The 26761-nt window shown below is 71.0% G+C and carries 25 protein-coding genes; 13 read left to right on the forward strand and 12 right to left on the reverse strand.

Going from position 1 to position 26761, the window contains the following annotated elements; all coding sequences use genetic code 11:
- Positions 1-22 precede the first annotated feature (22 nt).
- From BU204_RS06785 to BU204_RS06810, 6 genes are all read right to left on the reverse strand, one after another.
- On the reverse strand, positions 23-964 hold the full coding sequence (locus BU204_RS06785) for a CU044_5270 family protein (RefSeq protein ID WP_075124693.1): 942 nt from the start codon (positions 962-964) through the stop codon (positions 23-25).
- On the reverse strand, positions 961-1533 hold the full coding sequence (locus tag BU204_RS06790; protein ID WP_075124694.1) for an RNA polymerase sigma factor: 573 nt from the start codon (positions 1531-1533) through the stop codon (positions 961-963). Before BU204_RS06790 ends, BU204_RS06785 begins: the two co-directional genes overlap by 4 nt.
- Before the next feature lie 90 nt (positions 1534-1623).
- Complete coding sequence (locus tag BU204_RS06795) at positions 1624-2304, reverse strand: SDR family oxidoreductase (RefSeq protein ID WP_075124695.1); 681 nt, start codon at positions 2302-2304, stop codon at positions 1624-1626.
- A 21-nt stretch (positions 2305-2325) separates the two neighbouring features.
- The gene (locus BU204_RS06800) at positions 2326-4386 is read right to left on the reverse strand and encodes a PhoX family protein (protein ID WP_075124696.1); all 2061 of its coding nucleotides are present in this window, start codon (positions 4384-4386) and stop codon (positions 2326-2328) included.
- A gap of 127 nt (positions 4387-4513) precedes the next feature.
- The gene (locus tag BU204_RS06805; protein ID WP_075124697.1) at positions 4514-6562 is read right to left on the reverse strand and encodes a PhoX family protein; all 2049 of its coding nucleotides are present in this window, start codon (positions 6560-6562) and stop codon (positions 4514-4516) included.
- 104 nt (positions 6563-6666) lie between these two features.
- A complete protein-coding gene (locus BU204_RS06810) occupies positions 6667-7305 on the reverse strand; it encodes an LUD domain-containing protein (RefSeq protein WP_075124698.1) in 639 nt (212 codons plus the stop codon).
- A gap of 103 nt (positions 7306-7408) precedes the next feature.
- On the opposite strand from BU204_RS06810, the gene BU204_RS06815 reads away from it, so the two are divergent.
- Positions 7409-7789 carry a winged helix-turn-helix transcriptional regulator gene (locus tag BU204_RS06815; RefSeq protein WP_408607987.1) on the forward strand — a complete coding sequence of 127 codons (381 nt, stop codon included), beginning with the start codon at positions 7409-7411 and terminating at the stop codon, positions 7787-7789.
- Positions 7790-7797: 8 nt separating this feature from the next.
- Here the strand turns inward: BU204_RS06815 and BU204_RS06820 are convergent, their stop codons facing one another.
- Both BU204_RS06820 and BU204_RS06825 read right to left on the reverse strand, forming a co-directional pair.
- Positions 7798-8889 carry an inositol-3-phosphate synthase gene (locus BU204_RS06820; protein ID WP_075124700.1) on the reverse strand — a complete coding sequence of 364 codons (1092 nt, stop codon included), beginning with the start codon at positions 8887-8889 and terminating at the stop codon, positions 7798-7800.
- A gap of 14 nt (positions 8890-8903) precedes the next feature.
- A complete protein-coding gene (locus BU204_RS06825) occupies positions 8904-9473 on the reverse strand; it encodes a PadR family transcriptional regulator (RefSeq protein WP_075124701.1) in 570 nt (189 codons plus the stop codon).
- Between the two features lie 231 nt (positions 9474-9704).
- Between BU204_RS06825 and BU204_RS06830 the strand changes: the two genes are divergently transcribed.
- The 3 genes from BU204_RS06830 to BU204_RS06840 all read left to right on the forward strand — a co-directional run bounded on the left by BU204_RS06830 (position 9705) and on the right by BU204_RS06840 (position 14835).
- Positions 9705-10109 carry a DUF5318 domain-containing protein gene (locus BU204_RS06830; RefSeq protein WP_075124702.1) on the forward strand — a complete coding sequence of 135 codons (405 nt, stop codon included), beginning with the start codon at positions 9705-9707 and terminating at the stop codon, positions 10107-10109.
- Between the two features lie 70 nt (positions 10110-10179).
- Positions 10180-13113, forward strand: a complete 2934-nt coding sequence (locus tag BU204_RS06835; RefSeq protein ID WP_143229337.1) for a transglycosylase domain-containing protein — start codon at positions 10180-10182, stop codon at positions 13111-13113.
- A gap of 129 nt (positions 13114-13242) precedes the next feature.
- Positions 13243-14835 (forward strand): glycosyltransferase family 87 protein, encoded by a 1593-nt coding sequence (locus BU204_RS06840; protein WP_075124703.1) that lies wholly within the window; start codon positions 13243-13245, stop codon positions 14833-14835.
- A 27-nt stretch (positions 14836-14862) separates the two neighbouring features.
- Here BU204_RS06840 and BU204_RS06845 read toward each other — a convergent pair whose 3' ends face one another.
- Together BU204_RS06845 and BU204_RS06850 are read right to left on the reverse strand one after the other, a co-directional pair.
- The gene (locus tag BU204_RS06845) at positions 14863-16308 is read right to left on the reverse strand and encodes a glycosyltransferase family 87 protein (protein WP_408607988.1); all 1446 of its coding nucleotides are present in this window, start codon (positions 16306-16308) and stop codon (positions 14863-14865) included.
- A gap of 56 nt (positions 16309-16364) precedes the next feature.
- The gene (locus tag BU204_RS06850; protein ID WP_075124704.1) at positions 16365-17135 is read right to left on the reverse strand and encodes a deoxyribonuclease IV; all 771 of its coding nucleotides are present in this window, start codon (positions 17133-17135) and stop codon (positions 16365-16367) included.
- A 168-nt stretch (positions 17136-17303) separates the two neighbouring features.
- Here BU204_RS06850 and BU204_RS06855 point away from each other — a divergent pair, with 168 nt between their 5' ends.
- From BU204_RS06855 to dnaB, 6 genes are all read left to right on the forward strand, one after another.
- Complete coding sequence (locus tag BU204_RS06855) at positions 17304-18314, forward strand: hypothetical protein (RefSeq protein ID WP_075124705.1); 1011 nt, start codon at positions 17304-17306, stop codon at positions 18312-18314.
- A gap of 73 nt (positions 18315-18387) precedes the next feature.
- Positions 18388-18684: a 30S ribosomal protein S6 gene (gene rpsF / locus BU204_RS06860; protein WP_075124829.1), complete on the forward strand. Its 297-nt coding sequence runs from the start codon at positions 18388-18390 to the stop codon at positions 18682-18684.
- 13 nt (positions 18685-18697) lie between these two features.
- Positions 18698-19180 (forward strand): single-stranded DNA-binding protein, encoded by a 483-nt coding sequence (locus BU204_RS06865; protein WP_075124706.1) that lies wholly within the window; start codon positions 18698-18700, stop codon positions 19178-19180.
- Between the two features lie 44 nt (positions 19181-19224).
- Positions 19225-19470 (forward strand): 30S ribosomal protein S18, encoded by a 246-nt coding sequence (gene rpsR, locus BU204_RS06870; RefSeq protein WP_075124707.1) that lies wholly within the window; start codon positions 19225-19227, stop codon positions 19468-19470.
- A gap of 16 nt (positions 19471-19486) precedes the next feature.
- Positions 19487-19939, forward strand: coding sequence for a 50S ribosomal protein L9 (rplI, locus tag BU204_RS06875; RefSeq protein ID WP_075124708.1), 453 nt, complete (start codon positions 19487-19489; stop codon positions 19937-19939).
- A 465-nt stretch (positions 19940-20404) separates the two neighbouring features.
- Positions 20405-21778 (forward strand): replicative DNA helicase, encoded by a 1374-nt coding sequence (gene dnaB, locus BU204_RS06880; protein WP_075124709.1) that lies wholly within the window; start codon positions 20405-20407, stop codon positions 21776-21778.
- Here the strand turns inward: dnaB and BU204_RS06885 are convergent.
- Both BU204_RS06885 and BU204_RS06890 read right to left on the reverse strand, forming a co-directional pair.
- A complete protein-coding gene (locus BU204_RS06885; protein WP_075124710.1) occupies positions 21745-22746 on the reverse strand; it encodes an RNA polymerase subunit sigma-70 in 1002 nt (333 codons plus the stop codon). The genes dnaB and BU204_RS06885 overlap by 34 nt on opposite strands.
- A gap of 8 nt (positions 22747-22754) precedes the next feature.
- The gene (locus tag BU204_RS06890; protein ID WP_075124711.1) at positions 22755-23498 is read right to left on the reverse strand and encodes an SDR family oxidoreductase; all 744 of its coding nucleotides are present in this window, start codon (positions 23496-23498) and stop codon (positions 22755-22757) included.
- A 201-nt stretch (positions 23499-23699) separates the two neighbouring features.
- Here BU204_RS06890 and BU204_RS06895 point away from each other — a divergent pair, with 201 nt between their 5' ends.
- The 3 genes from BU204_RS06895 to BU204_RS06905 are packed head-to-tail and all read left to right on the forward strand — an operon-like array spanning position 23700 to position 26724.
- Positions 23700-24887 (forward strand): AI-2E family transporter, encoded by a 1188-nt coding sequence (locus BU204_RS06895; RefSeq protein WP_075124712.1) that lies wholly within the window; start codon positions 23700-23702, stop codon positions 24885-24887.
- Entirely contained in the window at positions 24887-26056 is a 1170-nt protein-coding gene (gene macS, locus BU204_RS06900; protein WP_408607990.1) for a MacS family sensor histidine kinase, read from the forward strand. The genes BU204_RS06895 and macS overlap by 1 nt, the downstream gene beginning before the upstream one ends.
- Before the next feature lie 8 nt (positions 26057-26064).
- Positions 26065-26724, forward strand: coding sequence for a response regulator (locus tag BU204_RS06905; protein WP_083661082.1), 660 nt, complete (start codon positions 26065-26067; stop codon positions 26722-26724).
- Positions 26725-26761: the final 37 nt, after the last annotated feature.

Raw genomic sequence — 26761 nt, forward strand, 5'->3', positions numbered from 1 at the left:
GGTTCTGGGGTGCTATCCGTAACTAGGGCGTCTGCCCGGCCTCAGCGGCGACGGCGACGGTCAGCTCCGTCGACGAGTCGACGACGTCGCCGGCCCGGCGGCCGTCCTGGTCGCGTTCGAGCACGGTTCGCTGCCCCAGGTAGGCGAACGTCTCCCGGTCGAAGAACAGCTCGGTACGGAGGTCAGCCGAGCGGGCGGCCACCGCGACCGCCCGGCGACCGGTCGGGTCGGTCACGTCCTCGGCGAGCGTCGCGGACGGCAGGGTCGCCAGCGCGTCGAAGATCGCCGCGGTCACCGCCGGGGACCGGCCGCCCTCGCGGAGCAGGTCGGCCGCGGCGACGAACACCCGCTCGTCGGCCGGGGCCTTCGTTCCCGCGCCCTGCCGCCGCAGGTGGTCCAGCATCGCCTCGGCGTCGGTCGGCAGGTCGGTCCGGTAGGCGGGGGCCGGCGTGCACGGCTCGGTGAACGTCTTGCCCCCCTTGGTGTGGGTGGTCACGCCGTCCCGGCACCCGGGGAGCGGGCTGTCGACCCAGGCGCCGCCGGCCTCCCGCTGGCGGACCAACCCGTCGCGGGTGCCGTCGGCCGAGAGCCAGACCTGTCGCTCCGTCTCGACCAGGCGGCCAGGGTCCGGGGCGCTCTCGTTCCTGGTGAGCGCGACGACCTCGGACCTGACGTAGATGAACTGGTCGTCCTCGGCGACCGGCTGCCGCTTCACCTGTCGCGCGGCGTCGTGCAGGACCTGCGCGGCGCTCGCCGTGGGCTCCGCACCCGGAGCGAGCAGGATGCCCGCCGTCACGACGGCGACCGCGGCGACCGAGGCGGCGCCGATGGCGAACCGGCGCCCGCGGCGCTTGGGCTCCGCCGCGCCGAGCCCGTCGAACACCCGCCTCCGCAGCTCCGCCGGTGCGGGGCCGGACGGGTCGAGGGCGGTACCAAGCTCACGCAGTACGTTCAGGTCGTTCATCCGGTCACCTCGAACAGGTCGATGGGGCTGTCGTCGCCGAGCGCGGCACGGAGCCGGCGGCGGGCGCGGTGCAGGCGGGACCGCACGGTGCCGAGCTTGATCCCGAGCGCCTCGGCGACCTCGGCGTAGTTGAAGTCGTTCCACGCGATGAGCAGCACGACGTCCCGGTCCCCGCCGGGCAGGTTCCGCAGGGCCTCGGCGATGGCCGCACCCGCGCCCTGCGCGGTCACCGCGGCGACGACCTCGTCGACGAAGCCCTCGGCGACCTCGCTCACCCGCGCCTTCGCCAGTGCCCGGTACCGGGCGTCCTCGGCCCGGTGCCGCATGGAGATCTCCCGGCTGAGGATCCCGAACAGCCAGGGTCGGGCGTCTGGCCGGCGGAGGTCGTAGCTGGCGCGCCGGCGGAACGCCGCGAGGAACGTCTCGGCGACGGCGTCCTCGGCGAACTCCGGCCCGACGCGGCGGTAGGCATAGCGGTACAGCTGGGTGGAGTACCGGTCGTAGACCACCCCGAACCGCTCGGCGTCGACCAGCGACGCCCGGATGACCTCCCCGTCACTGGGGTGCACACGCGCTCCTCACGTCGATCCGGTGTTCCTGACAACCGGTATCTGCGTGAGCCGTGCTTCGAGTTCCCGCTCGAGTTCCCGCTCGAGTTCCTACGGTCGCTGGCGGATGACGACCTCGTGCACGTGCGCGTCCGGCGGGGTAGTGATAGCCGCATGGACGAGCGCGGCCACCGAGGCGGAGCTCATGTACTTGTCCGGCTCGAACTCGCCGGCCTCGAACTCGCGGACGGCCCGCTGCATGTCGGTCGCCGTCCGGCCCGGGTGCACCGAGGTGACCCGCAGGCCCGGTTCCTCGGCGCGGAGCACGTCGGCATAGGCACGCAGGGCGAACTTGCTCGCCGCGTAGGCACCCCACCGCGGGTTCGCCTTGAGCCCCGAACCGGAGTTGATCAGCACGACGTGGCCGGCGGCGGCCCGCAGGGCCGGTAGCAGCAGCCGGGTGAGCTCGGCCACCGCGACCACGTTGACCTCGAACGAGTCACGCCAGTCGGCGGCGGAGAGATCGCCGAGCCCACCCAGCCGGGCGATGCCCGCCGAGTGCACCAGCACGTCCAACCGCGTGACCGACGCCGCGGCGGCCTCGACGGCGACCTGGTCGGTCAGCTCCACCGGCCACGGCCTGGCCGCCGGCAGGGTCGCGGCGACCTCGGCCAGGGCGGTCTCGTCCCGCCCGCCGAGCAGCAGGTCGTGGGAGCCGGCCAGGGCTGCCGCGACCGCGGCGCCGATGCCGCGGGAGGCGCCGGTGATGAGTGCGACGGGACGAGCGGCCATGTCACCACCGTAGGGGGCCGCTCACCGCCGCGTGCGGTACACCGCCACAACGGACGGCCGGGGCTGGGTCGCGCCGCCGTCCGGCCAGTGCGACACCGGGTTGTCCGCGCTCGCCCCGTCCACCTCGCCCGGGTGCTGCACCGACACCAGCACGAAGTCGTCGGTGATGACCGGCCCACAGGTCTCCGCGCCGATGGGCACCGTCAGGAACTGCTTGACGTGCCCGCGCTCCCGACCCTCCACCGGCACCGCGAACAGCCCGTCGTTGGAGCCAAGGGCGTTGCCGTCGGTGGAGACCCAGAGGTTGCCCCGGCTGTCGAAGGCCAGGTTGTCCGGGCAGGAGATCGGGCTCACCTGCGACTTGTCGTACCCGCCGAAGTACGTGTCCGGCGAGTTCGGATCCCCGCAGACCAGCAGCAGCTGCCAGGAGAACCGGGTCGCCGTGTTGTCCCGCCGGGCCTCCTCCAGCTCCAGGACGTGGCCGTGCCGGTTGCGCACCCTGGGGTTGACCTCGGTCGGGCCCTCCTTGCCCGGGTTGCCGCGGTCGGTGTTGTTGGTCAGCGGCGCGTACATCCGGCCGGTCCGGGGGCTGGGCTGCACGTCCTCCGGGCGGTCCATCTTCGTGGCGCCGACCGCGTCCGCGGCCTGGCGGGTGAAGACGTACACCTCCTCGGCGGTGAAGCCCTCCACGAACGACCGGTCGTTGTGCGCGAGCGGGATCCACTCACCCGAGCCGTCGAACTCCCCGTCCGAGGGGAGCCTCCCCGACCCGTCGATCTCCGCGGCAGGGCTGTCGCCCCGGAACCGGGCGACGTAGAGGGTCCCCGAGTCGAGCAGCCGCTTGTTGTGCTCCCGTGCGAGCTGGCCGTCGCCGCGCTTGTACCTGCCGTCGGAGACGAACTTGTACAGGTACTCGAACCGCTCGTCGTCCCCCAGGTACGCGACGACCCGGCCGTCCTTCGCCACGATCACGTTCGCGCCCTCGTGCTTGAACCGCCCCAGCGCCGTGTGCTTGACCGGGTTCTCGTGCGGCTTCAGCGGGTCGATCTCGACGATCCAGCCGAACCGGTTGGCCTCGTTCGGCTCCTGGGCCAGGTCGAACCGCCGGTCGAAGCGCTCCCACTTGCGGCCCGTCGCCGCGGCCGGGAACCCGTAGCGGGCGAGCCGGGTCCGTGCCTGCGGGTCGGTGACCGAGTCGGCGTTGGCGAAGTACTGGTTGACGTTCTCCTCGCCGGACAGGATCGTGCCCCACGGCGTCACCCCGCCGGCGCAGTTGTTCATCGTGCCGAGCACCGTTCTGCCAGCGGGGTCGGCGGAGGTCCGCAGGTAGCGCGAGCCGGCGGCCGGGCCGCGGACGGTGAACGGCGTCGTCATCGTGATCCGGCGGTTGAAGTGCCGGTCGATCCGGACCTCGAGCCGCCCGCGGCGGTCGCGGTCGAGTACGACGACCGAGAGTCCGTGCGCGGCGATACCGATCTCGAACTGCTCGCGGGTCGGGTTCGCGCTGTCCCAGCCGTGGAACATGAACCCTTCGCTGCTGTACTCGTGGTTGCTCACCATGAGCCAGCGGTCCCGGTGGCCCGGCATCGGAACCAGGCCGCAGAAGTCGTTGTTGAAGCCGAACTGCATGGCCTGGGCCGCGGCGGTCTGGTTGGCGAAGTCGAACTCGGGCGCCCCGGGCAGCACCGGATCACCCCACCGGATCAGCACCTCCTGCTCGTGCCCGGGCGGCACCACCACCGCGTCCAGGACGTTGGGTGCGACCGGCCGGAAGTCCAGGTTGATGCCCGGCCCGCCCCAGCCACCGGCGTGCCTGGACGAGGTGGGCGGGGCGGCCACCGCGGCGGGTGCCGCGGCACCGGTCGCGGCACCGGCGACGGCCAGTACCACGCCCGCCTTGAGGACCTTCCGCCGCTCGACGACCTCGCCGACGATGTCCCCGAAGTAGGGGTTGTCGGAGGTGTTGGGCGCCTCGTGGGAGCAGGCGCTGCCGCAGCGGTACTCGCAGGTGATCGCCGACCGCCCGCCCTGGTGAGTGGTGGGCAGCAGGGGAAGGAAACGTGGCTTTGAGGTGAACGACACGTGAAGCCTCCAGGTCAGGCGGGAACGCCGCCGACGTTAGGCAAGCCACGCGTCGTAGACAACCCGTCAACGCAGCGGAGCCGTACCCGTTTCGGGTACGGCTCCGCGTTCGCGGGTTCGTCGAGGGCTACTTCTTCCACACCGCGACGACCGACGGGCGCGGGTGGCTGGTGCCGCCGTCCGGCCAGTGCGACAGCGGGTTGTCCGCGCTCGCCCCGTCCAGCTCACCCGGGTGCTGCACCGAGACCAGCACGAAGTCGTCGGTGATGACCGGGCCGCAGGTCTCCGCTCCGTGCGGCACGGTCAGGAACTGCTTGACGTGCCCGCGCTCGCGGCCCTCCACGGGGACGGCGAACAGGCCGTCGTTGGTCGAGAGCGCGTTGCCGTCGGTGGAGATCCAGAGGTTGCCCCGGCTGTCGAAGGCCAGGTTGTCCGGGCAGGAGATGGGGCTCACCTGCGACTTGTCGTACCCGCCGAAGTACGTGTCCGACGAGTTCGGATCCCCGCAGACCAGCAGCAGGCGCCAGGAGAACCTGGTCGCCGTGTTGTCCCGCCGGCTCTCCTCGATCTCGAGCACGTGCCCGTGCCGGTTGGCCGGGCGCGGGTTGATCTCGGTCGGCCCCTCCTTGCCCGGCTTGCCGCGGTCGGTGTTGTTGGTCAGCGCGGCGTAGATCCGACCGCTCCGCAGGCTGGCCTCGACGTCCTCGGGACGGTCCATCTTGGTGGCGCCGACCGCGTCGGCGGCCAGCCGGGTGAAGACGTACACCTCCTCGGCGGTGAAGCCCTCCACGAACGACCGGTTGTTGTGCGCGAGCGGGACCCATTCGCCCCACCCGTCGAACTCCCCGTCCGACGGCAACGTCCCCGACCCGTCGATCTCCGCCGCCGGGCTGTCCCCGCGGAACCGGGCCACGTACAGCGTGCCCGAGTCGAGCAGCCGCTTGTTGTGCTCGCGGGCGTGCCTGCTGTTCCCGCGCTTCATCCGCTCGTCGGAGACGAACTTGTACATGTAGTCGAAGCGCTCGTCGTCACCCATGTACGCGACGACCCGGCCGTCCCGGGCGACGATCACGTTGGCGCCCTCGTGCTTGAACCGCCCCAGCGCCGTGTGCTTGACCGGCGTGGAGTTCGGGTCGAGCGGGTCGATCTCGACGATCCAGCCGAACCGGTTCGCCTCGTTCGGCTCCTGGGCCAGGTCGAACCGCCGGTCGAAGCGCTCCCACTTGCGCACCGAGGCGCCGCCGGAGATCCCGTAGCGGGCCAGCCGCGCCTTGGTGGTGGGGTCGGTGACCGCCTGGGCGTTGGCCAGGTACTGGTTGAAGTTCTCCTCGCCGGACAGGATCGTGCCCCACGGCGTGACCCCGCCGGCGCAGTTGTTCAGCGTGCCGAGCACCCGTCGCCCGGTCGGGTCGGCCGAGGTGCGCAGGTACTGCGAACCGGCGGCCGGGCCGGTGACCGCGAACGGCGTGCGGACGGTGACCCGCCGGTTGTAGTGCCGGTCGAGCCTGACCTCGAGGCCGCCACGCCGGGCCTGCTCGACGACCACCACGGACATGCCGTGTGCCGCCCAGGCGATCTCCACCTGCTCGCGGGTGGGGTTGGCCTCGTCGTAGCCGCGGTGCATGTGCGACTCGGTGGTGTACTCGTGGTTGCTGACCATGAGCCAGCGGTCGCGGCGACCCGGGACGGGCACCAGGCCGCAGAAGTCGTTGTTGTAGCCGAACTGCGCGGCCTGGGCCGACGCGGTCTGCCGGTTGAAGTCGAACCGCGGGGCGCCCGGGAGAACCGGGTCGCCCCAGCGGATCACCACGCCCTGCTCGTACCCCCGCGGCACGACGACCCGGTCCTCGGTGTTCGGGGCGACCGGCTGGAAGTTGAGCGAGTTCCACCCGCCGCCGTGCCAGCCGTGGCCGGTCGTCGCGGCCGCCGCGCCGGCGGTGGCGGCCACGCCGGTGGCCGCCCCCGCGGCGGCGACGGAGAGCACGGCGCCCGCCCGCAGCATCGTGCGCCGGCTGACGACCTCGGCCACGACGTCGCCGAAGTAGGCGTTGTCGGAGGTGTTGGGCACCTCGTGGGAGCAGGCGTCGCCGCAGCGGTAGCGGCAGGTGACCGCGGCACGTCCGAAGGTGTTGGTGACGGGTAGCAACGGAAGGAGCCGGGGCTTGTCGGCAGACACGAGATCCTCCTGGTCAGTGGGAACGCGCCGACGCTAGGAGGCGAAGACCAGCGGGACCCGCCCTACGGGTGAACAGCGGGCGAACAATCTGCCGTTCCCGCTGTTCAGAAGCCGATCTCGGTGCGCACCAGGACCACGGTCGCGCGGCCGGCCTGGTACTCGCGCTCCAGGATCAGGAGCTTGCCGACGAAGGACTCCATGCCCTTGACCCGCCAACGCTCGTGCTCGCGCGGGTAGCTGTAGGTCCACACCCGCCGCAGCGCGGTCTCGAGGTCCGGCACGACCTTCTGCGCGCCGACCACCCAGACCACCTTCTCCGCACCGGCCGCGTAGGGACCCAGCTGGCTGCCGCTCGCCGACACGGCCACGAGCACGCCGTCCTCGGTGACCGCCTGCACGCTGCCGACGATCACGTCGGGGGCGGCGCCGGCCTTGATCATCGTCCGGATGTCCTGCGGGTCGACCGCGGCCAGCTCGGTGCGCAACGAACGGAACTCCCCGGACCCGTCGACCTCGTCCTGGATGCCCGAGACGCGGAGGGTCTCGCTGTTGGCGGTGAACACGACCTTGTCCGTGCCGATCTCCCGGAGCAGGTCGCGGACGAGGTCACGGGCCTGCTCGGGAGTGTCGACGACATGAGCGGTGTACCCGCGCTCGGTCAGCCCCTTCGCCGCCCGCGTGAGCTGGTCCTCCGACCCCGGGACGGCGAAGGACAGGTCGGCGGGGATCGGCTCGATGCTCATGAGGTTTCTCCTGGTTCCGTTTGGTAACTGACCCCATCGTCAGGAACCATGGGTGGAGACACCAGAAGGCACTTCAATCTGCCTCAGGCAGGTGGAGGTAACCGTGCAGCTACCGGAAGTGGACACGGCCAGGATGTGTCACGCGCGACAGATCCTGGACCGGGTGGGTGACAAGTGGTCGATCGCGGTGATCCACGCCCTCGGGGCGGACACGCTGCGGTTCACCGAGCTCAAGCGGACGATCCACGGAATCAGCCAGCGCATGCTGACCGCGACCCTGCGCACCCTCGAGCGGGACGGCCTCGTCCGGCGCACGGTCCACCCCGTGGTCCCGCCGCGGGTGGACTACGAGCTCACCGAGCTGGGGATGACGCTGCTCGGCATCGTCTGCAGCCTGATGGGGTGGGCGGTCGAGCACGGCGACGCCATCGACGAGGCACGCGCCGCGTACGACGCGCGCCCCGCCGGATCGCCTACGGGCTGAGGGCCGAGCTACCGGTCGACCTCGCCGGCGATGAACTTCTCCACCGCGTCCCGCGCGTCGTCGTCGGCGTACTGCTCGGGCGGCGACTTCATGAAGTACGAGGAGGCCGACAGGATCGGACCGCCGATACCGCGGTCAAGTGCGATCTTCGCCGCCCGGACCGCGTCGATGATCACTCCGGCGGAGTTGGGGGAGTCCCAGACCTCGAGCTTGTACTCCAGGTTCAGCGGCGTGTCGCCGAAGGACTTGCCCTCCAGCCGCACGTAGGCCCACTTCCGGTCGTCGAGCCACGGAACGTGGTCCGAGGGACCGATGTGCACCGAGGCGCGCTCCATCTCGTGCGGGATCTGCGAGGTGACGGCCTGGGTCTTGGAGATCTTCTTCGACTGGAGCCGCTTGCGCTCCAGCATGTTCATGAAGTCCATGTTGCCGCCGAAGTTGAGCTGGTAGGTACGCAGCAGCTCGACCCCGCGGTCCTCGAACAGCTTCGCCATCACCCGGTGCGTGATCGTGGCACCGACCTGCGACTTGATGTCGTCACCGACGATCGGCACACCGGCCTCGGTGAACTTGGCGGCCCATGCCGGGTCGGAGGCGATGAAGACCGGCAGGGCGTTGACGAACGCGACGCCCGCGTCGATCGCGCACTGGGCGTAGAACCGGTCCGCCTCCTCCGAGCCGACCGGCAGGTAGGACACCAGCACGTCGACCTGGGCCTCGCGCAGCGCCGCGACGATGTCCACCGGCTTCTCGTCGGACTCGGTGATGATGTCGCGGTAGAACTCGCCGAGCCCGTCGAAGGTGTGCCCGCGCTGCACCGTGACCCCCAGCGGCGGCACGTCGCAGATCTTGATCGTGTTGTTCTCGCTGGCCACGATCGCCTCGGACAGGTCACGCCCGACCTTCTTGGCGTCGACGTCGAACGCGGCGACGAACTCGATGTCGCGAACGTGGTAGTCCCCGAACTGCACGTGCATGAGGCCGGGAACCCGGGCGGCCGGATCGGCGTCGCGGTAGTAGTGCACCCCCTGGACCAGGGACGCCGCGCAGTTGCCGACGCCGACGATGGCCACCCGGACGCTGCGGCGCTGTTCGCCCATGCCGGTTCTCCTTCTCACTGATCGTTGTCCTGTCGTTCCTTCTGCTCGCGCTGCTCGCTCGCGATGAGCTCGTTGAGCCAGCGAACCTCCCGCTCGCTGTGCTCGAGCCCCAGCCGGTGCAGCTCACGGGTGTAGCGGTCGATCTGCTCACCCGCTCGCCCCAGCGAGCTACGCAGACCCTCACGCCGCTCCTCGACCCGCCGCCGGCGACCTTCCAGGATGCGCATCCTGACGTCGGCCGGCGTCCGCGAGAAGAAGGCCAGGTGGACGCCGAAACCCTCGTCGTCATAGGCCTGGGGCCCGACGTCGACGGCCATCTCGGCGAACCGCTCCTTGCCCTCGGCGGAGAGCTTGTAGACCCGCTTCGCTCGCTTTCCCCAGCTCCTGGCCGCGCGGTCCGCGCTCTCGACCGGCGGGGTCTCCTCGACGATGAGGCCCGCCTTCAGCAGCCGCCGTAGCGTCGGATACAGCGATCCGTACGAGAACGCCCGCAGCGTCCCGAGCAACTCGGACAGCCGTTTGCGCAGCTCATAGCCGTGCATTGGCGCCTCGTGCAGCAGGCCGAGGATCGCGAACTCGAGCACCGTTGCCCTTTCTCGTGATGCCGATCTACCGCTTCACTATATCGCGCCGATACATCAGGCAGGCCAACGATGGATGACGTGGCGTTGATCACTGGTCTGTCGGCAACGCCGGCTCGCCTGCGGAATGGCCGCTGGTCAGATCACGGCTCTAACGCAGGGTCGCGAACCGCCCGCGCGCCGTGTACCAAACGGCATCTCGACGTGATAACGGCGCCGCGTACCCTGTTGGGCGTGCGAACACAGCGGCAGGTCGTCGACTACGTGCTGCAGCGCAGGGCGCTGCTGGCCGAGGTCTACGCTGGCCGCGTCGGCACCGCGGAGGTGTGCGACGCCAACCCGTACCTGCTGCGGGCCGCGAAGTTCCACGGCGACCCGAGCGAGGTCACCTGCCCCGTCTGCCGCAAAGAGCCCGTGACGCGAGTGTCATGGGTCTACGGTGACGAGCTGAAGCACGCCTCCGGGTCGGCGCGGGCGCCGGAGGAACTCGCCAGAATGGCGAACCTCTTCGAAGAGTTCACCGTCTACGTAGTAGAGGTATGTCGCACCTGCGGGTGGAACCACCTGGTGCAGTCATACGTCCTGGGTACGCGTGGACTCGACACCCCGAAGGCACGTAGAAGGACCGCGGCGGAGTGAGCCATCGCTCCGGCGCGAATGACCACCGCACGGCGCAGCAGTTCACCGCGCCGCTCTGGGAGGCCGTTTCGTGAACGACCACAGCAGCCACCGGCGACGTTCCAGCCAGCCGGAGTGGCCGACCGGTGACGACCCCGACTCGTCGGGCCGGCGCCAGCAGCCGCCCGGTGAGCAGCAGGACCGCACCGGGTTCTGGAGCCCTCTGTGGGAGGACGACGACGAGCCCACTCCCGGCGCCTCGTCGAACGGCACCCATGCCGCCGGTTCCCACGGCCGAGGCTCCCACCGTCTCCCCGAGGACCAGGGCGCGCACCACGCGTCCCCGCCGCCACCCCCGTCCAGGCCGGCCCCCCGTCCCGCCCGCGGCCCGGCCTGGCCGACGGAGGAGCCACCGGCCCGCCGCGCCGCCCCCGGCCCGAACGGTGCCGGTCCCAACGGGGCCCCGGGCCTGCCGGCACCCGGCCCCGTACCCCCCGCGCCGCGCCCGGGTGCCCAGCCTCCCGTGCCCAACGCGAACGGCCACGGCCCAGCCACGCCACCCGGCGGCCGCCCGGCGGTCGACCCCAGGACCCGCGTGGTGCGGTCTCGCCCCGGTGGCCCGCCCCGGCCCGGTGGCGCCCGCCCCGGCGGTCCCCCCGCGCCTGGCGCCGTGCCGGAAGCCGACCCCGACGGTCCCACCGAGATGCTGCCGTCGGTACACGGCCGCTCCAAGCCGGAACCGGAGCTGCTGACCCACCGCGAGCCGGCCTACGACGACGACCTGCACGATCCGCGCGAGGATCAGTACCTCGACGACGAGTACTACGACGAGGACGAGGACACCCCGCTCAGCGCCGACCAGAAGCGCCTCCGGCGGAAGAAGATCTGGCGCCGGGTCCGCCGCACCGGCTACGTGCTGACCGCGCTGATGATCATCCTGCCGCTCATCGGCTTCTTCGTCGCCTACCAGGTCGTGCGCGTGCCGCCGCCCCAGCAGGTTGCGGAGGACCAGCGCCAGGTCGTCAAGCTCGAGTACAGCGACAAGTCCCTGCTCGGCGAGGTGGTCCCGACGGGTGGGGAAAACCGCCGGCTGGTCAAGTACGAGGAGATCCCGGAGCACGTGAAGAACGCGGTGTTCGCCGCGGAGGACGCCGACTTCATGACCAACCCGGGCTTCGACATCGCCGGCGTGCTGCGGGCCGCCTGGAACCAGGTCACCGGCGGCTCGGGTGGCGGTTCCACGATCACCCAGCAGTACATCAAGAAGGCGACCGGCAACGAAGAGAAGTCGATCAGCCGCAAGGCGCTCGAAGTGGTCACGGCCTACAAGATGAACAACACCTACTCCAAGGAAGACATCATCACGGCCTACCTCAACACGATCTACTTCGGCCGTGGCGCCTACGGCATCTCCGCCGCCGCACACGCGTACTACGGCAAGGAGCTCAAGAACGTCACGCCGTCCGAGGCCGCGCTGCTCGCGGGGATGATCCAGAGCCCCAGCCGGTTCGACGACCAGGAGTACATGGACCGGCGCTGGAAGTTCGTCCTCGGCCAGATGGTCGACAAGGGCTGGTTCCCGGCCGAGCAGGCCAAGACCGAGACGTTCCCCAAGCTGCAGAACATCGAGAAGTCCAAGCCCAAGGCCTTCACCGGCCCGAACGCGCACATCCAGCGCGCCGCGTTCGAAGAGCTCGAGGCGTTGAACATCGGGCTGACCGAGGAGGAGATCTACCGCGAGGGCCTCGTCATCAAGACCACGATCCACCGCCCGGCCCAGGACATCGCGCTGCGTTCGGTGCGCGAGGTGATGAAGGACCAGCCGAAGGTGAACATGCCGGCACTGGTCGCGGTCAGCCCCAAGGACGGTGGCGTCCTCGCGTACTACGGCGGCGAGAACGGCGTCGGGCTCGACTGGGCCGACGCCCCCCAGGAGCCCGGCTCGTCGTTCAAGCCCTTCGACCTCGTCGCCCTGCTGCAGCAGGGCAAGGGCCTCAACGAGCGGTACGACGGCACCTCCGGCCGGTCTTTCGGCAACAACGGCATCACCGTGCGCAACTCGGGCGGCGCCTCGTGCGGTACCGAGTGCACCGTGGCCGAGGCCATGGAGCGTTCGATCAACACCGTCTTCTACGACATGGTCGTGAACACCGTCGGTCCCAAGGGCGTCGAGAAGGCAGCTCGCGCCGCCGGGATCACCTCGGACCTGAACGGCGAGGCCGCCGACGAGCAGGGACCGGACGGCAACATCTCGATCGGCGGTGGTCAGACCCGCGTCTCGACCCTGGAGATGGCGTCCGCCTACAGCACGTTCGCCTCGGGCGGCATTTACCACAAGCCGCACCTGGTGACCGAGGTGCGCTACCCCGACGGCCAGATCAGGTGGAAGCGGCAGCCGGAGGACAAGCAGGCGTTCGACTCGAACCCGGAGAACAACCAGAAGATCGCCCGCAACGTCACCGAGTCGCTGATGCCCGTGCTCAAGTACTCCGAACTCGAGTGTGACGACGGCCGCCAGTGCGCCGGCAAGACCGGTACCCACCAGCTGGGCGAAACCGAGGACAACTCGAAGGCGTGGATGGTGGGCTACGCGCCCCAGGTCTCGACGGCCGTCTCGATGAGCGCGCAGGACGAGAAGGGCAGACAGCTCCCGCTGAAGGACAAGGACGGCGACATCGTCTACGGCAGCGGGCTGCCCGGCCAGATCTGGCTCAAGTTCATGAACGACTACCTCCGGAACGCGCCGAAGCTGACGTTCGGCGAGTTCGACCCGATCGGGGAACCGGTCCAGGAGGAGGAGGAAGTCGTCGAGGAGGAGCCGGAGGAGCCCCAGGAACCGGAGGAGCCCCAGGAACCGACGGAGCCCACCGACCCGACGGATCCCACCGACCCGACGGACCCGACCGACCCGACCGACCCGACGGACCCGACCGACCCGACAGATCCCACCGACCCGTTCCCCGGCATCCCCGGTCCGGGTGGCGGCAACCCGGGCAACCAGAACATCGCCCGGCCCAGGTCCTGATGATGGTCAGCCGGCCCGGGACCGGTACCGAGGTCTCGCGGCCGGCTTCCGGGCACGCCCCGTAGCATCGCGCGCGTGCCAGGCGAATCGGATCAGCCGGAGGCCGACAGGCGTTCTCCCGGGGAGACGGTGGACGGGGAGGTCGGCGACACCGCGACGCTGACCCCCGACCAGCGCGTCGTTCCCACGTGGACCGAGCCCCTGGTCGCCTCGGCCAGCGGGCCCGTCGGGGGCCCGCTCGGCACCCACGCGGCGATCGGTCGGCACTGGTTCTGGACGCCGCTGCGGGTGGCTCTGCTGCTCGCCGTGATCGCGCTGACCATCGGGTGGTTCGGCAAGGCGGCGTGCGTCCAGCAGTTCTACAACGAGGACGCGAAGCAGCTCGAACTCGACTGGCGCTCCAGCCGTCCGTTCGTCGCGATGTGCTACTCGGACATCATCCCGCTCTACTCGGCCGAGCGCCTCAACGAGGGCGGCTTCCCCTACCAGACCAGCTGGGTCGACGACGAGGGCAAACCGACCGCTCACACCCGGTACATGGAGTACCCGGTGCTGACCGGGCTGTTCCAGTGGGTCAACGCGAAGTTCACCGAGGGCTGGCTGGCCGTCGCGAACGCGGGGTGGCTGCCGACCGGGCTGCCGGTCACGATCTTCTTCGACATCTCGGCCTTCTGGCTCGCGCTCGCCTGGCTGGTGACGGTCTGGGCGGTGGCCCGCACGGCACGGCGACGGCCGTGGGACGCGGCCCTCATCGCCGCGTCCCCGCTGGTCATGGTGCACGCGTTCACCAACTTCGACACGCTTGCCACGGCCTGTGCCGCGGCCGGCGTGCTGGCCTGGTCGCGGCGCAGGCCAGGGCTGGCCGGGGTCCTGCTCGGCATCGGCGCCGCGGCCAAGCTCTACCCGCTCTTCCTGCTCGGTCCGCTGCTCGTGCTGTGCCTGCGTGCCGGCCGGATGCGTGCCTGGGGCAGGACCACCCTCGCGGCACTGCTGACCTGGGCCCTGGTGAACCTGCCGATCCTGCTCGCGTTCCCGCGGGGATGGTGGGAGTTCTTCCACCGCAACAGTCTGCGCGGGGCCGACCCGGACTCGATCTACAACGTGTTCGTCCAGTTCGCCGACTGGGAGGGCTTCGACGGCCCACTGGCGTTCGGCCAGACCCCGTTCTGGCTGAACGTGGTCAGCGCTGCGCTGTTCCTGCTCTGCTGCGCCGGTATCGCCTTCGTCGGCCTGCACGCCCCGACCCGGCCGCGCCTGGCCCAGCTGGGCTTCCTGGTGTTGGCCGCGTTCCTGCTGACCAACAAGGTCTGGAGCCCGCAGTACAGCCTGTGGCTGGTGCCCCTGGCCGTGCTCGCCGTCCCCCGCTGGCGCCTGCTGCTGGCCTGGATGGTCGTCGACGCCCTGATCTGGGCGCCGCGGATGGCCTTCTACCTCGGCGACGACAAGAAGGGCCTGCCGATCGACTGGTTCCTCTCGTTCGTCATCGTGCGCGACCTGGCGGTGATCGCCCTCTGCGTGCTGGTGATCTACGAGATCTACCACCCGGCCAGGGACCTGGTCCGCCAGCACGACCAGGACGACCCGCACGGCGGGGTCCTGGACGGCGCCGAGGACAGGGTCACCGTCCGGCGGTCGTCACGGCGGGAACGGGGGGAACGACGAGAACGGCGGGACGGCCGGGACGTGGCCGTCGGTGCCGTTCCCGGTCAGGACGCCGGGTAGCGAGGCCACCCGGCCGCGCTCAGGCCGTCACGGCGACCGCGTGCCGATCTCGGCCGGTGTCCTCGGCTCCTCCGGCAGGGGATCGTCGTCCACGGTGGAGCGCGCGACCAGGAACGCGTAGAAGAGCCCGACCAGCAGGGCGGCCCTGCCCCACACGCCGACCATCACCGCCTGGGCCGCCAGACCGTCGTAGATCCCGCCGTGGCTGCCGTAGAAGATCTCGTAGAACCACCGGAAGATCCCGATCCCCATGGCGAGGTCGGCCACCAGGTACGCGACGACCCAGCCCCACCGCACCCGCATCAGGACGAACATCGGGACCAGCCAGAGCGTGTACTGCGGGGAGTGCACCTTGTGCAGCAGCAGGAACCCGCAGAGCATGGCCGCCGACACGGCGATCCAGGGGTAGGTCCCCTCCTTCTGGTACCGCAGCCAGCCCAACGCGCAGGCGACGACGAACGACAGCAGCATCAGCGTCGGCGAGAGGGCCCCGATGAGCTCCTGAACGCCGGTGTTGTCCGAGTCCGAGTCGGGCCGCAGCCCCCAGAACCAGATCGAGTTGGTGGTGATGTCCGCCTTGCGCAGCAGCTGGAACGTGAACGAGGCCTGCCAGCCCTCGAAGCCGGCCACCGCGAACGGCACGTTGGCGGCGACCGCGGTACCCAATGCGACCAACGCGACCCGCAGCGCGCCGAACCAGTCCAGCGTCCAGCGGGTCACCCGGCCGGCGAACTCCCGACCGTCCCGCCCGCCGGTGAGCACATAGAGCATCAGCGGCAGGACGAAGATCGCCGGGTAGACCTTGAACGCGAACCCGAGCCCGAGCAGCACGGCCGCGACCGTGGCGCGGGTCAGCAGGGGCCGCTCGACGCCGCGCCTGCCCCAGCCCCGGTGCACGACGTACACCGCGGCCACCGCGCACAGCACGACGGGCAGCTCCCAGTTGTGGAACGCGTAGAGCACCAGCGGCGGCCCGACCGCCCAGAGCAGCGCCCGCCAGCCGGACAACCGCCCGAGCATCCAGGCCGTCACCAACCCGAACGGCGCGAGCACCAACGCCGACAACAGCAGGAACTCGGCGTCGGTCTGCGCGAGCAGCGCCGACGCCCAGATCACCACCCCGGTCAGCACCGGGTACTCGACGACCCCACCGACCGGCTGGCCGTCCTCGTTGAGCTTTCCGTTGACGTAGGGGAACACGTGCCGGTCGATGTCCCGGCCGATCCACAGGAACTGGATGTCCGAATAGCACACGTCCTGCTTGCTGCGCAGGTCGTAGTCCGGACCACTGCGCCCGAACTCGTCGAACTCGGGACCGGTGCAGCGGTTCTTGTTGACGAAGCCGAGCACCAGGGTGATCCCGCACAGCACCACGAGCGCGGCGAGAGCGAACGCGCCGAGCCGCCGGGCCCGGCCGGTGGGCCGCGCGCCGGGCTCGTCGCCCTCGGGCGGCGCGCCGACCTCCTCGGACACTGCCCCCTCCGCCTTTCCTGACCTCGGGTCCGCCGCCGCCCCGGCCGGCAGCATCTTCACCGGCCCGTGGCGGCACGCAGGAACGCGATGTCCTCGGCCTGCCCGTCGGCCGGTGTCTCCACCACGACCGGGGCCCCGGCCTCCTTGGCCACCGCGGCCAGCAGCTCTGGCTCGATCATGCCAGTCTTGATGTTGGCATGGCGGTCCCGGGCGGAGTCGAACTCGTCGCGGGAGTTGTTCAGGTGGACCAGGTCGATCCGACCGGTGATCGCCCTGACCCGGTCGACGATCCCGTCCAGGCTCTCGCCCGCCGCGTGGGCGTGGCAGGTGTCCAGGCAGAAGCCGGCACCGAACTCGCCGACCTCGTCCCAGAGGCGGGCGAGCATCTCGAACTTGCGGGCCATGGCGTTGTCCCCGCCCGCGGTGTTCTCGATCAGGACCGGCAGCGGGAAACCCCCGGCCTGCGCCTGACGCTCGAAGAACTTGCGCCAGTTCGCCAGGCCGGCGGCCGGGTCCTCGCCCTGCGTCACGTGCCCGCCGTGGACGATCAGGCCCTTCGCGCCGGTGGCCGCGGCCGCCTCGGCGTACTGGGTGACCGTCTTGCGCGACGGGATCCGGATGCGGTTGTTCGTCGAGGCGATGTTCACCGGGTACGGGGAGTGCACGAAGACGTCGATGCCCGCTTCACGCAGGGCCTCCGCCTGGGGATGGGGCTTCTGCGCCTTCCAGCTCTGCGGGTCGCCGAGGAAGAACTGCACCACGTCCGCGTTCCGCTCGCGCGCGGCGCCGAGCGGGTCGTCACTGTGGATGTGGGCGCCGATGCTCATGGCCCGCGAGCGTAGTCGGCTGGTGCGGCGGGAACGGGAGGCGCCCGCTACTCCGGTCGGCCTACCTCGCGCCTGGAGCACCCCCGCTCAACTGGTCACGCGTGACCTCCAGGGGTTACCGTCGTTGAACCGGTAAGTGCTACCGGCGGGTACGGCGGGAGGTTCACCATGCGACGGCGCATGCGCGGTGCCGCGGCCGCTGCGGCACTCGTCCTGTCGGTGTGCACGTTCGGGCTGGTCGGCGTCGGTACCGCGAGCGCGGCCGAGCCCATCGTCGTCGGCAGTTGCGCGACCAACGTGGTCGGCAAGCCCGGTCAGCCGGTCTCGCTGGCCCCGGCGGCGGTACTCGGCATCGTCACCGACGCGGTGCGCGCGGTGCCCGTCCTGGGTCCGCCGCTGGCCGCCTCGGCCAACCAGGCCTTCGGCGCGCTCGCGCCGATCCCCGTCGGCGTGCTGCCCACCGGCTCCGGCGTCATCTCCGGCGCCGTCATCGCCGACGCGGTTGTCGCCCAGCTCAAGAAGATCCCGCTGCTCGGCCCCGTACTCGGAGCCGTGGTCACCTCCGTCCGCCCCACCCTGACCTCGGTCTGCGAGATCGGCGTGAAGGGTGTGAACGCGGTCGCCGCGCCCGTCCAGGACGGCGTCGACGCGGCTGCCGACGCGTCCGAACGCGCGGTCGAGCAGGTACTGCCCGAGGGCGTTCCCGGCGCTCCGCCGGAGAGTCCCGGTACCGAGAAGCCTGGCGGCAACCCCGGCGCCGGCGGCAACGGCGGCACCCCGGGGGGCGGCGCGAAGGGCTCCCCCGTACCCAACCAGCCGGCGATCGGCGGGCTCGCGCCCAGCGGCTGGTCATTGTACCCGGCTGGCCTGCGCGGGCTGGCCATGTCGCCGCTGGACTTCTACGGCTCGATCCCGTTCGCCACCCCCGGCCTGTACGCACCCTCGCCCGGCGTCCGCTACGGCGGCGCCGTGCCCGGCTACAACCCCCAGTTCGGCGTGCTCGGCACCGACGACCCCGGCGACGGGGTGCAGGCCGCCGGGCGGGCGGAGGCCCTGACCCCACCGGCTGGCCAACGCATCGAGTTCGCGGTGCTGCTCGCGGTGCTCGCGTTGTCCGTGGTCACCGCCGCTTTGGTACGCACCTGGGTGCTGCGCAAAGCCCCGGGCGCGGCCCTGTAACCTGTCTTCCGCAAGACCCCTCCTGCCACGGAGAGCCCGTGGCCGCAGAGTCCACAGGAGGTGAGTGGTCTTCATGCGTCATTACGAGGTAATGGTCATCCTCGACCCCACGCTCGACGAGCGCACGGTCGCACCGTCGCTGGACACGTTCCTCAACGTCATCCGCACGTCGGGTGGCAACGTCGAGAAGGTCGACGTGTGGGGCAAGCGCCGGTTGTCGTTCGAGATCGCCAAGCACACCGAGGGCATCTACGCGGTCCTCGACGTGAACGCCGACCCGGACGCGGTCAAGGAGCTGGACCGCCAGCTCGGTCTCCAGGAGTCGGTGCTGCGGACCAAGGTCCTGCGGCGCGACCCGGCCGGGGCCTGAGGGAGGTAGCGCCATGGCCGGCGACACCGTCATCACCGTGATCGGCAACCTGACCGCCGACCCCGAGCTGCGGTTCACGCAGTCGGGGGCAGCGGTGGCGAACTTCACCGTCGCGTCGACGCCCCGGACCTTCGACCGCCAGAGCGGCGAGTGGAAGGACGGCGAGGCGCTGTTCCTGCGGTGCAACATCTGGCGGCAGTCGGCCGAGAACGTGGCCGAGTCGCTCACCCGCGGGGCGCGCGTGATCGTCAGCGGGCGGCTCAAGCAGCGGTCCTTCGAGACCCGTGAGGGCGAGAAGCGCACCGTCGTCGAGCTGGAGGTCGACGAGATCGGCCCGTCGCTGCGGTACGCGACCGCGAAGGTCAACAAGGTGAGCCGGGGCAGCGGCGGGGGCGGCTTCGGCGGCGGCTCCGGCGCTCCCGCGGACGACCCCTGGGGCTCCGCGCCCCCCGCCGGTTCCGGCGGTGGCGGGTTCTCCGACGAGCCTCCCTTCTGACCGACACCCCCACGCACCTCACGAGGAAGACCAGGAGTTTCACAGTGGCCAAGCCACCCATTCGCAAGCCGAAGAAGAAGGTCTGCGTGTTCTGCAAGTCCAAGAAGGCGGACGCGCAGCAGATCGACTACAAGGACACCACGCTGCTGCGGAAGTACATCTCCGACCGCGGCAAGATCCGTGCCCGCCGGGTGACCGGCAACTGCAGCCAGCACCAGCGTGACGTCGCCATCGCGGTGAAGAACGCTCGGGAGATGGCGCTGCTGCCCTATACCTCGACCGCGCGCTGATCCGGGGAGTCCACAGATGAAGCTCATTCTCACCGCTGACGTCTCCGGCCTCGGTGGGCCGGGCGACGTCGTCGAGGTCAAGGACGGCTACGGGCGCAACTACCTGCTGCCCCGCCGGCTGGCGATCGTCGCCACCAAGGGCGCCGAGCGCCAGGTGCAGACCATCCGCCGGGCTCAGACGGCCCGTGCCATCCGCGGGCTGGACCACGCGCAGGAGGTCAAGGCCGCGCTCCAGGCCGTCGACCCGGTGCCGATGAAGGCCAAGGCGGCTGCCGGCTCCGGCAAGCTGTTCGGCTCGGTCACCACCGCGGACGTCGTGTCGGCCGTCAAGGCCGCCGGTGGTCCGGTGCTCGACAAGCGGATGGTCGAGCTGCCCGGCCACATCAAGACGGTCGGCAAGCACCCGGTGAACGTGCGCCTGCACCCCGAGGTCACGGTCTCGTTCCGGGTCGACGTCACCGCCAGCTGATTCTGCTCACGTAGAGTCACATTTCTCTCCGGCAACCCGTGCCGCACACCACGGCGCGGGGTTGCCGGCGTGCCGCCCCAGTTGTCCACAGCTGTGGGCTGCCCGGGTGAGACGAGCCCTCCGCGACACGCCGAGGAAGAGGTTTCACCCGACACGCCGGGCAATTTTCCGGCAAGTTCTTCCACACCCTGTACACAGGCCCTGACCTGCTGCTTCGTCGTGGATCTCGGCAGCTGTCCACAGGTTGTCAACAGTGGTCCTCCGCGCTGTGGTTCGTTGCGCTACAACGTCCCCAGGTTGTCCACAGTGGCGTCCCCAGCGGTGTTTGCCTCCACCCGCACTGCCCTCTAACGTCGCGCCTACATCCTCGCTCTGCGTACTCGAGGCACGCCTCCCGGCGTCGCCCAGGCAGTGCAGCCGTCGGCTATACTCGAACACATGTTCGAGAGTTAGGAGGGGTTCTCGGTGGCGATGACCGACGACCGTCCGCCCGCAGCGGTCTCGGGGGAGGGCGCGCTCGACCGGCAGCCGCCGCAGGATCTCGCCGCGGAGCAGAGCGTGCTCGGCGGGATGATGCTGTCCAAGGACGCCATCGCCGACGTCGTCGAGGTGCTCCGCCCCGGTGACTTCTACCGCCCCGCGCACCAGCTCGTCTACGACTGCGTCCTCGACCTGTACGGGCGGGGCGAGCCGGCCGACGCCATCACCGTGGCCGCCGAGCTCGAACGCCGGGGCGAGATCCGCCGGATGGGTGGCGCGCCCTACCTGCACACATTGATCGCCACCGTGCCCACCGCCGCCAACGCCGGCTACTACGCGGAGATCGTCGCCGAGAAGGCCATCCTGCGTCGTCTGGTGGAGGCCGGCACCAGGATCGTGCAGCTCGGCTACGCCGGCGCCGAGGGCGCGGACGTGAACGAGATCGTGGACCGCGCGCAGTCGTCCATCTACGAGGTGACCGAGCGGCGGATGAGCGAGGACTACGTCTCGCTCGAGGAGCTGCTCCAGCCGACCATGGACGAGATCGACGCGATCGCCTCGCGCGGCGGCTCCTCGCTCGGCGTGCCCACCGGCTTCGAGGACCTCGACGCGGTGACCAACGGCCTGCACCCGGGGCAGATGATCATCGTCGCTGCCCGGCCGGGTATCGGCAAGTCCACCCTCGGCCTGGACTTCACCCGCTCGTGCAGCGTGAAGCACGGCATGACCAGCGTGATCTTCTCGCTGGAGATGAGCCGTACCGAGATCGTGATGCGCATGCTCTCCGCCGAGGCGAAGATCCGGCTGGCCGACATGCGCGGCGGCCGCATGACCGACGACGACTGGACCAGGCTGGCCAGGCGGATGAGCGAGGTCAGCGAGGCGCCGCTGTTCGTCGACGACTCGCCGAACATGACGATGATGGAGATCCGGGCCAAGGCACGGCGCCTCAAGCAGCGCCACGACCTGAAGCTGATCGTCGTCGACTACATGCAGCTGATGACCTCCGGCAAGCGGGTGGAGTCCCGCCAGCAGGAGGTCTCGGAGTTCTCCCGGCAGCTGAAGCTGCTGGCCAAGGAGCTCGAGGTGCCGGTCGTGGCCATCAGCCAGCTGAACCGAGGGCCCGAACAGCGCACGGACAAGCGCCCCATGCTGGCCGACCTGCGTGAGTCCGGCTCCCTGGAGCAGGACGCGGACATGGTCATCCTCATCCACCGCCCCGACGCCTGGGAACGCGACGACCCCCGCGCCGGCGAGGCCGACCTGATCCTGGCCAAGCACCGCGCCGGCCCCACCACCACGGTCACCGTGGCCCACCAGCTGCACTACTCCCGCTTCGCCGACCTCGCCCAGGGCTGACCCCTCTGACCGCCAGCACTGGCGCCAGGGGTGAACGTCGGAACCAGGCTCGGGTCGTTGAACGCGGTGATCCGGGCGATCCGGGACCCGATGAGCGTGAGGACCTGGACGCCGTAGGCCTCGTACCGGCCGTCCGGCGCGCGCCCGTGGACGACGACGGCGGGCTGACCGTTGGCGCGGGTGGGGATCATCCGCCACCGGTCCCGGCGCAGGACGCGGCTGACCAGGAACCCGACCACCGCCCGTTGCCCGGTGAACCAGGTCGGAGTCGGCGGCATCTCCAGCTCGACATCGGCCCGCAGCAGCGTCACCAGGGCGTCGGGGTCGGCGCGGGTGAACGCGTCGACGTAGCCCTCGAGGAGCGTCCGCCGGGTTTCCTCCTCCGGCTCGACCAGGTCGTCCTCGACGAGGCCGGCCTCGGCCATGCGGACGCGGGCGCGGCGCAGTGCGCTGTCGACGGCGGTGACCGTCGTGTCCAGGATCTCGGCGACCTCGGCCGTCCGGAACGCCAGCACATCACGCAGGGTCAGCACGGCCCGTTGCCGGGCGGACAGCAGCTGGAGCGCGGCGACGAAGGCGAGCCGCACGCCCGCACGCCCGGCCGCCACCGCCGCCGGGTCCTCGGCGCCGAGCAGCACGTCGGGCGCCGGCTGGAGCCATGCCACCGCGGGCTCGCGAGCAGCCACGGGCGTCCGGTGGTCCTCCGCCGGCGCGCCCAACCCGGACGGGAGGGGCCGTCGAGAGCGTGTCTCCAACGCCGTCAGGCAGGCCATGGTGGCGATCTTGTACAGCCATCGCCGCACCGAGGAGCGTCCTTCGAACCGGCCGAACGCCCGCCAGGCGCGCAGGTAGGTCTCCTGCACCAGGTCCTCGGCGTCGTGGATCGAGCCGAGGAGCCGGTAGCAGTGCGCGACCAGTTCCGGCCGGAACGGCTCGACCAGGGCGGCGAACTCGTCGTCCGAGGGCATGGCGGTGCTCAGCCGATCGGGCGGAGCCCGGCGCCGGCGACCCGGTACTCCGCGTCGCTGTCGCGGTTCTCGGCGACGTCCAGGACGGCCGCGGCGACCTGGTCGGGGGTGAGGATCGGCTGCTCGCGGCTGGCGACGAAGGTGTCCCGGTCGACACCCTGGCGCGCGGCGTAACCGTCGACCGCCACCGCACCGATGCCGCCGCTCGGCGTCATGTCCGGGAGCAACACGTGGAACCGGACGTCGAGGCCCGCCCGCCGGGACTCCTCGGCCGCGTACCCGCGCAGGTAGCGGATGGCGGCCTTGGCGCTGGCGTACCCGCCACTGAGCGGGGATCCCCCCAGTACGGCTCCGCTGGACAACGAGACCACGACGCTGCCCGGCGCCAGCGGCTCCCGCAGAGCTGCCCTGGTCCAGGTGAAGACGTGGCGGGTGTCGGCGTTCCAGTTGCGGCTGAAGGTCTCCCAGGTCTGTTCGTGCACGGGTGCCATGTGTGGGACGACCCCGGCGTTGAGGACGAGCAGGCCGGGACGGTGTTCACGCACCACCTCCTGGGTGAGCGTTTCGTCGGTGGCGTCGGCGGCCACGGCCGTGAACCGCGGGCCGAGCTCGTCGCGCACGGCGCGCAGGTCGTTCTCGTCGCGCGCGATACCGACGACGCCGACCTCCCTGGCGACGAGCGCGGCGGCGATCGCGCGGCCGAAGCCGCGACTGGCCCCGGTGACGACAGCGGTCTGGAAGGGAACGGACATCGGTCACTCCGAGGATGGTTGTCGGGTCGGGTCGGTATCAAGACCACCTGGCGGAGCTGAACCCGTCTCCGCGCGGGCAGTGACGTGCGTCACGACGGATGGTTCGACGCCGGAAGGGCGACCTCCCCCGGGCGCGAGAAATTCTTCCCGGCGTGACGTGGTTGGGCCGCGAACCACCGGCCGGCTGGGTAACGTTCGTGCGTGACAGATTCACGAAAGCCCCGGCGCCGGCTTCCGCCGGCGGACGTGACACCACTCGTCCCGACCGGTCTGCGGGTGAGCGGGGCGCTCGCCTGGCGCTTCCTGTTCGTGATCGCCGCCCTCTATGTGCTGGCCTGGCTCGCGGGCTACTTCTCGCACCTCATCGTGCCGCTGGCCATCGCTTTACTGCTGGCCGCGCTGATGGCGCCCGGTGTCGACCGCCTGGGACAGGTGGGCGTACCCAGGGGAGCGGCGGCAGCGATAGTGCTCGTTGGTGGCATCGCCGTGGTCGGCGGGCTCATCACCTTCGTGATCGTCCAGTTCACCAACGGCCTGCCCCAGCTGCAGCAACAGGTTTCCGACAGCCTCGACCAGATCCGCACGTGGCTGGTGGAGGGTCCGCTGCACCTGCGCCAGCAGCAGATCACCGACTTCATCGACGACACGATCGCCGTGATCCAGGACAACCAGTCCGCCATCACCGAGGGCGCGATCACCACCGCGACCACGATCGGTGAGATCCTCACCGGCCTGCTGCTGACGCTGTTCATCCTGATCTTCTTCCTCTACGACGGCCCCGGCATCTGGCGCTTCGTCACCCGCGGCGTACCCGGTCGGGTGCGCACGCGCGTGGACGTCGCCGGGCGTCGCGCGTTCGCCGCACTGGTCAGCTACGTGCGGGCGACCGCGGCCGTCGCCCTGGTCGACGCGGTGGGCATCGGCATCGGGCTCGCGATCGTCGGCGTCCCGCTGGTGATCCCGCTGGCCGCGCTGGTGTTCCTGTCCGCATTCGTGCCGATCATCGGCGCGGTGGTGGCCGGCACGGTGGCCGTGCTGATCGCCCTTGTCGCCAACGGGTTCATCCAGGCCCTGATCGTGCTCGCGATCGTCATCGCGGTCATGCAGCTCGAGGGCCACGTCCTGCAGCCCTGGCTGCTCGGCCGGGCGGTGCGCCTGCACCCGCTGGCCGTGGTGCTCGCCATCGCCGCCGGCCTGATCGCCGCCGGGATCGCCGGTGCCCTGCTCTCCGTGCCGCTGCTGGCCGTGCTCAACGCCGGGATCAAGTCCCTGGTCAACGAGGGCGACACCGACCCGGACGAGATCGACGTACTGCACGAGCAGGAGGCCGCGGCACCGGAGGTGGACGCGAAGCCCGACGACACCGAGGCGACCTGGGAACGGCCGTGATCACCGGCGGCGCTCCCGAGGCCGGCGTGCCCGAGGCCAAGGACCCGACGACCCCGCTCTGGCGCGCGGCGGTCCTGCTGCGGGTGCTCACTCTCGTGTTCGCCGCCGGTGTCGTGGTCGTCCACGTCGGGGAGTACGCCCGGCCCTGGCTCGCGCTGGTCGCGATCGGCCTGATGGCGGTGTGGACGGCGGCTGTCACGGCCGGCTACCTGCGCCCCGCCGGCCGGCGGTTGGGGTTCACCGTCGCCGACCTCGTGGTCAGCTGCGCGACGATGTGCCTGTCCCCGCTGGTCCTCACCCCGGCGCAGCTCGCCGGCGGACAGGTCCCGCTGATCACCACGGTGTGGGTGACCGGGGTGGTCGCGGCCGGCGCGGTGTGCGCCGGACCGGCTGTCGGCGCCGGCTTCGGCGCCGTGGTCGCGGCGTTCAACTACGGCGTGCGCGGCTACGTCGACACCGACCTGACCCGTGACCTGATCCTGCTGGTCGGGGTGGGGTTCGTCCTCGGCCTGGCCGCGTCCACGTCGCGCCGGTCCGCGGAACGACTGGAACAGGCACTGCGGGCGGAGGCGGCCACGGCCGAGCGGGAGCGGCTGGCCAGGTCGATCCACGACAGCGTGTTGCAGGTGCTCGCCAGGGTGCGCCGGCGCGGCGCCGAGCTGGGCGGGGAGGCCGCCGAGCTGGCCAGGCTCGCCGGCGAGCAGGAGATCGCGCTGCGGGCGCTGGTGTCCACCGGGAGCGTGGTCCGCGAGGACGGCACGGTCGACCTCGGCGCGCGCCTGCGCCTGCTGGCCACCGACCGGGTCGAGGTGTCGGTACCGGCGACCGCGGTACGCCTGCCGGTCGCGCTGGCCGGCGAGCTGGAGGGGATCACCCGCGAGGCGCTGACGAACGTCGCCAACCACGCCGGGCCCGCCGCTCGGGCCTGGGTACTGCTGGAGGACCTCGGCGACGAGGTGGTGCTGAGCGTGCGCGACGACGGCGTCGGGATTCCGCCGGGCAGGCTGGACGAAGCGGAGCGGGAGGGCCGGATGGGTGTCGCGCTGTCGATGCGCGGCCGCGTGGCCGGGCTCGGCGGGACCATCGCGGTGGAGACCGCACCGGGAGCGGGTGTCGAGTGGGAGCTGCGGGTGCCGCGGCCCGGCGCGCGGGTGGCGGTAGCGCGGTGATCAGCGTGATGGTCGTCGACGACCACCCGATGTGGCGGGACGGGGTGGCCCGCGACCTGGGTGAGCGTGGTTTCGAGGTGCTGGCCACGGCCGGCGACGCCGCTGCCGCCGTGCGGATCGCGACCACCGCGCGCCCCGCTGTCGTGCTGATGGACCTGAACCTGGGCGCGGTGTCCGGGGTCGAGGCGATCCGGCAGATCACCGGCACGCTGGCCGGAACCCGCGTACTGGTCCTCTCGGCCAGCGGCGACCATGGCGACGTTCTGGAGGCGGTGAAGGCCGGTGCGTCCGGCTACCTGGTCAAGTCGGCGTCGGTCGAGGAGCTCGTGGACGCCGTCCGGCGGACCGCGGCCGGCGACGCGGTGTTCACCCCTGGCCTGGCCGGGCTGGTGCTCGGCGAGTACCGGCGGATGGCGGCCGAGCCCGCCGAGCGGGACGAACGGTTGCCCAGCCTCACCCAGCGCGAGACCGAGGTGCTGCGGCTGGTGGCCAAGGGGCTGACCGCCCGGCAGATCGCCGCCCGGCTGGTCCTGTCGCACCGGACCGTCGAGAACCACGTGCAGTCGACGCTGCGCAAGCTCCAGCTGCACAACCGGGTCGAGCTGGCCAGGTACGCGATCGAGCACGGACTCGACGCCGACCCGGAGGCCGAGCGGACGCCGCAATAGGCTGGGGTGTCCCGACACCCCCTCTCCTGGAGCTGGC

Origin of the sequence: Actinophytocola xanthii (genome assembly GCF_001921205.1) — a bacterium.
In the GTDB taxonomy this organism is placed as follows: Bacteria; Actinomycetota; Actinomycetes; order Mycobacteriales; family Pseudonocardiaceae; genus Actinophytocola; species Actinophytocola xanthii.

Coding starts and splice junctions, on each gene's coding strand:
- BU204_RS06785 (WP_075124693.1), bottom strand. CDS start 964: ATGAACGACCTGAACGTACTGCGTGAGCTTGGTACCGCCCTCGACCCG.
- BU204_RS06795 (WP_075124695.1), bottom strand. CDS start 2,304: ATGGCCGCTCGTCCCGTCGCACTCATCACCGGCGCCTCCCGCGGCATC.
- BU204_RS06810 (WP_075124698.1), bottom strand. CDS start 7,305: ATGAGCATCGAGCCGATCCCCGCCGACCTGTCCTTCGCCGTCCCGGGG.
- BU204_RS06820 (WP_075124700.1), bottom strand. CDS start 8,889: ATGGGCGAACAGCGCCGCAGCGTCCGGGTGGCCATCGTCGGCGTCGGC.
- BU204_RS06850 (WP_075124704.1), bottom strand. CDS start 17,135: ATGAGCATCGGCGCCCACATCCACAGTGACGACCCGCTCGGCGCCGCG.
- BU204_RS06855 (WP_075124705.1), top strand. CDS start 17,304: ATGCGACGGCGCATGCGCGGTGCCGCGGCCGCTGCGGCACTCGTCCTG.
- rpsF (WP_075124829.1), top strand. CDS start 18,388: ATGCGTCATTACGAGGTAATGGTCATCCTCGACCCCACGCTCGACGAG.
- BU204_RS06865 (WP_075124706.1), top strand. CDS start 18,698: ATGGCCGGCGACACCGTCATCACCGTGATCGGCAACCTGACCGCCGAC.
- rplI (WP_075124708.1), top strand. CDS start 19,487: ATGAAGCTCATTCTCACCGCTGACGTCTCCGGCCTCGGTGGGCCGGGC.
- BU204_RS06885 (WP_075124710.1), bottom strand. CDS start 22,746: ATGCCCTCGGACGACGAGTTCGCCGCCCTGGTCGAGCCGTTCCGGCCG.
- BU204_RS06890 (WP_075124711.1), bottom strand. CDS start 23,498: ATGTCCGTTCCCTTCCAGACCGCTGTCGTCACCGGGGCCAGTCGCGGC.
- BU204_RS06905 (WP_083661082.1), top strand. CDS start 26,065: ATGGTCGTCGACGACCACCCGATGTGGCGGGACGGGGTGGCCCGCGAC.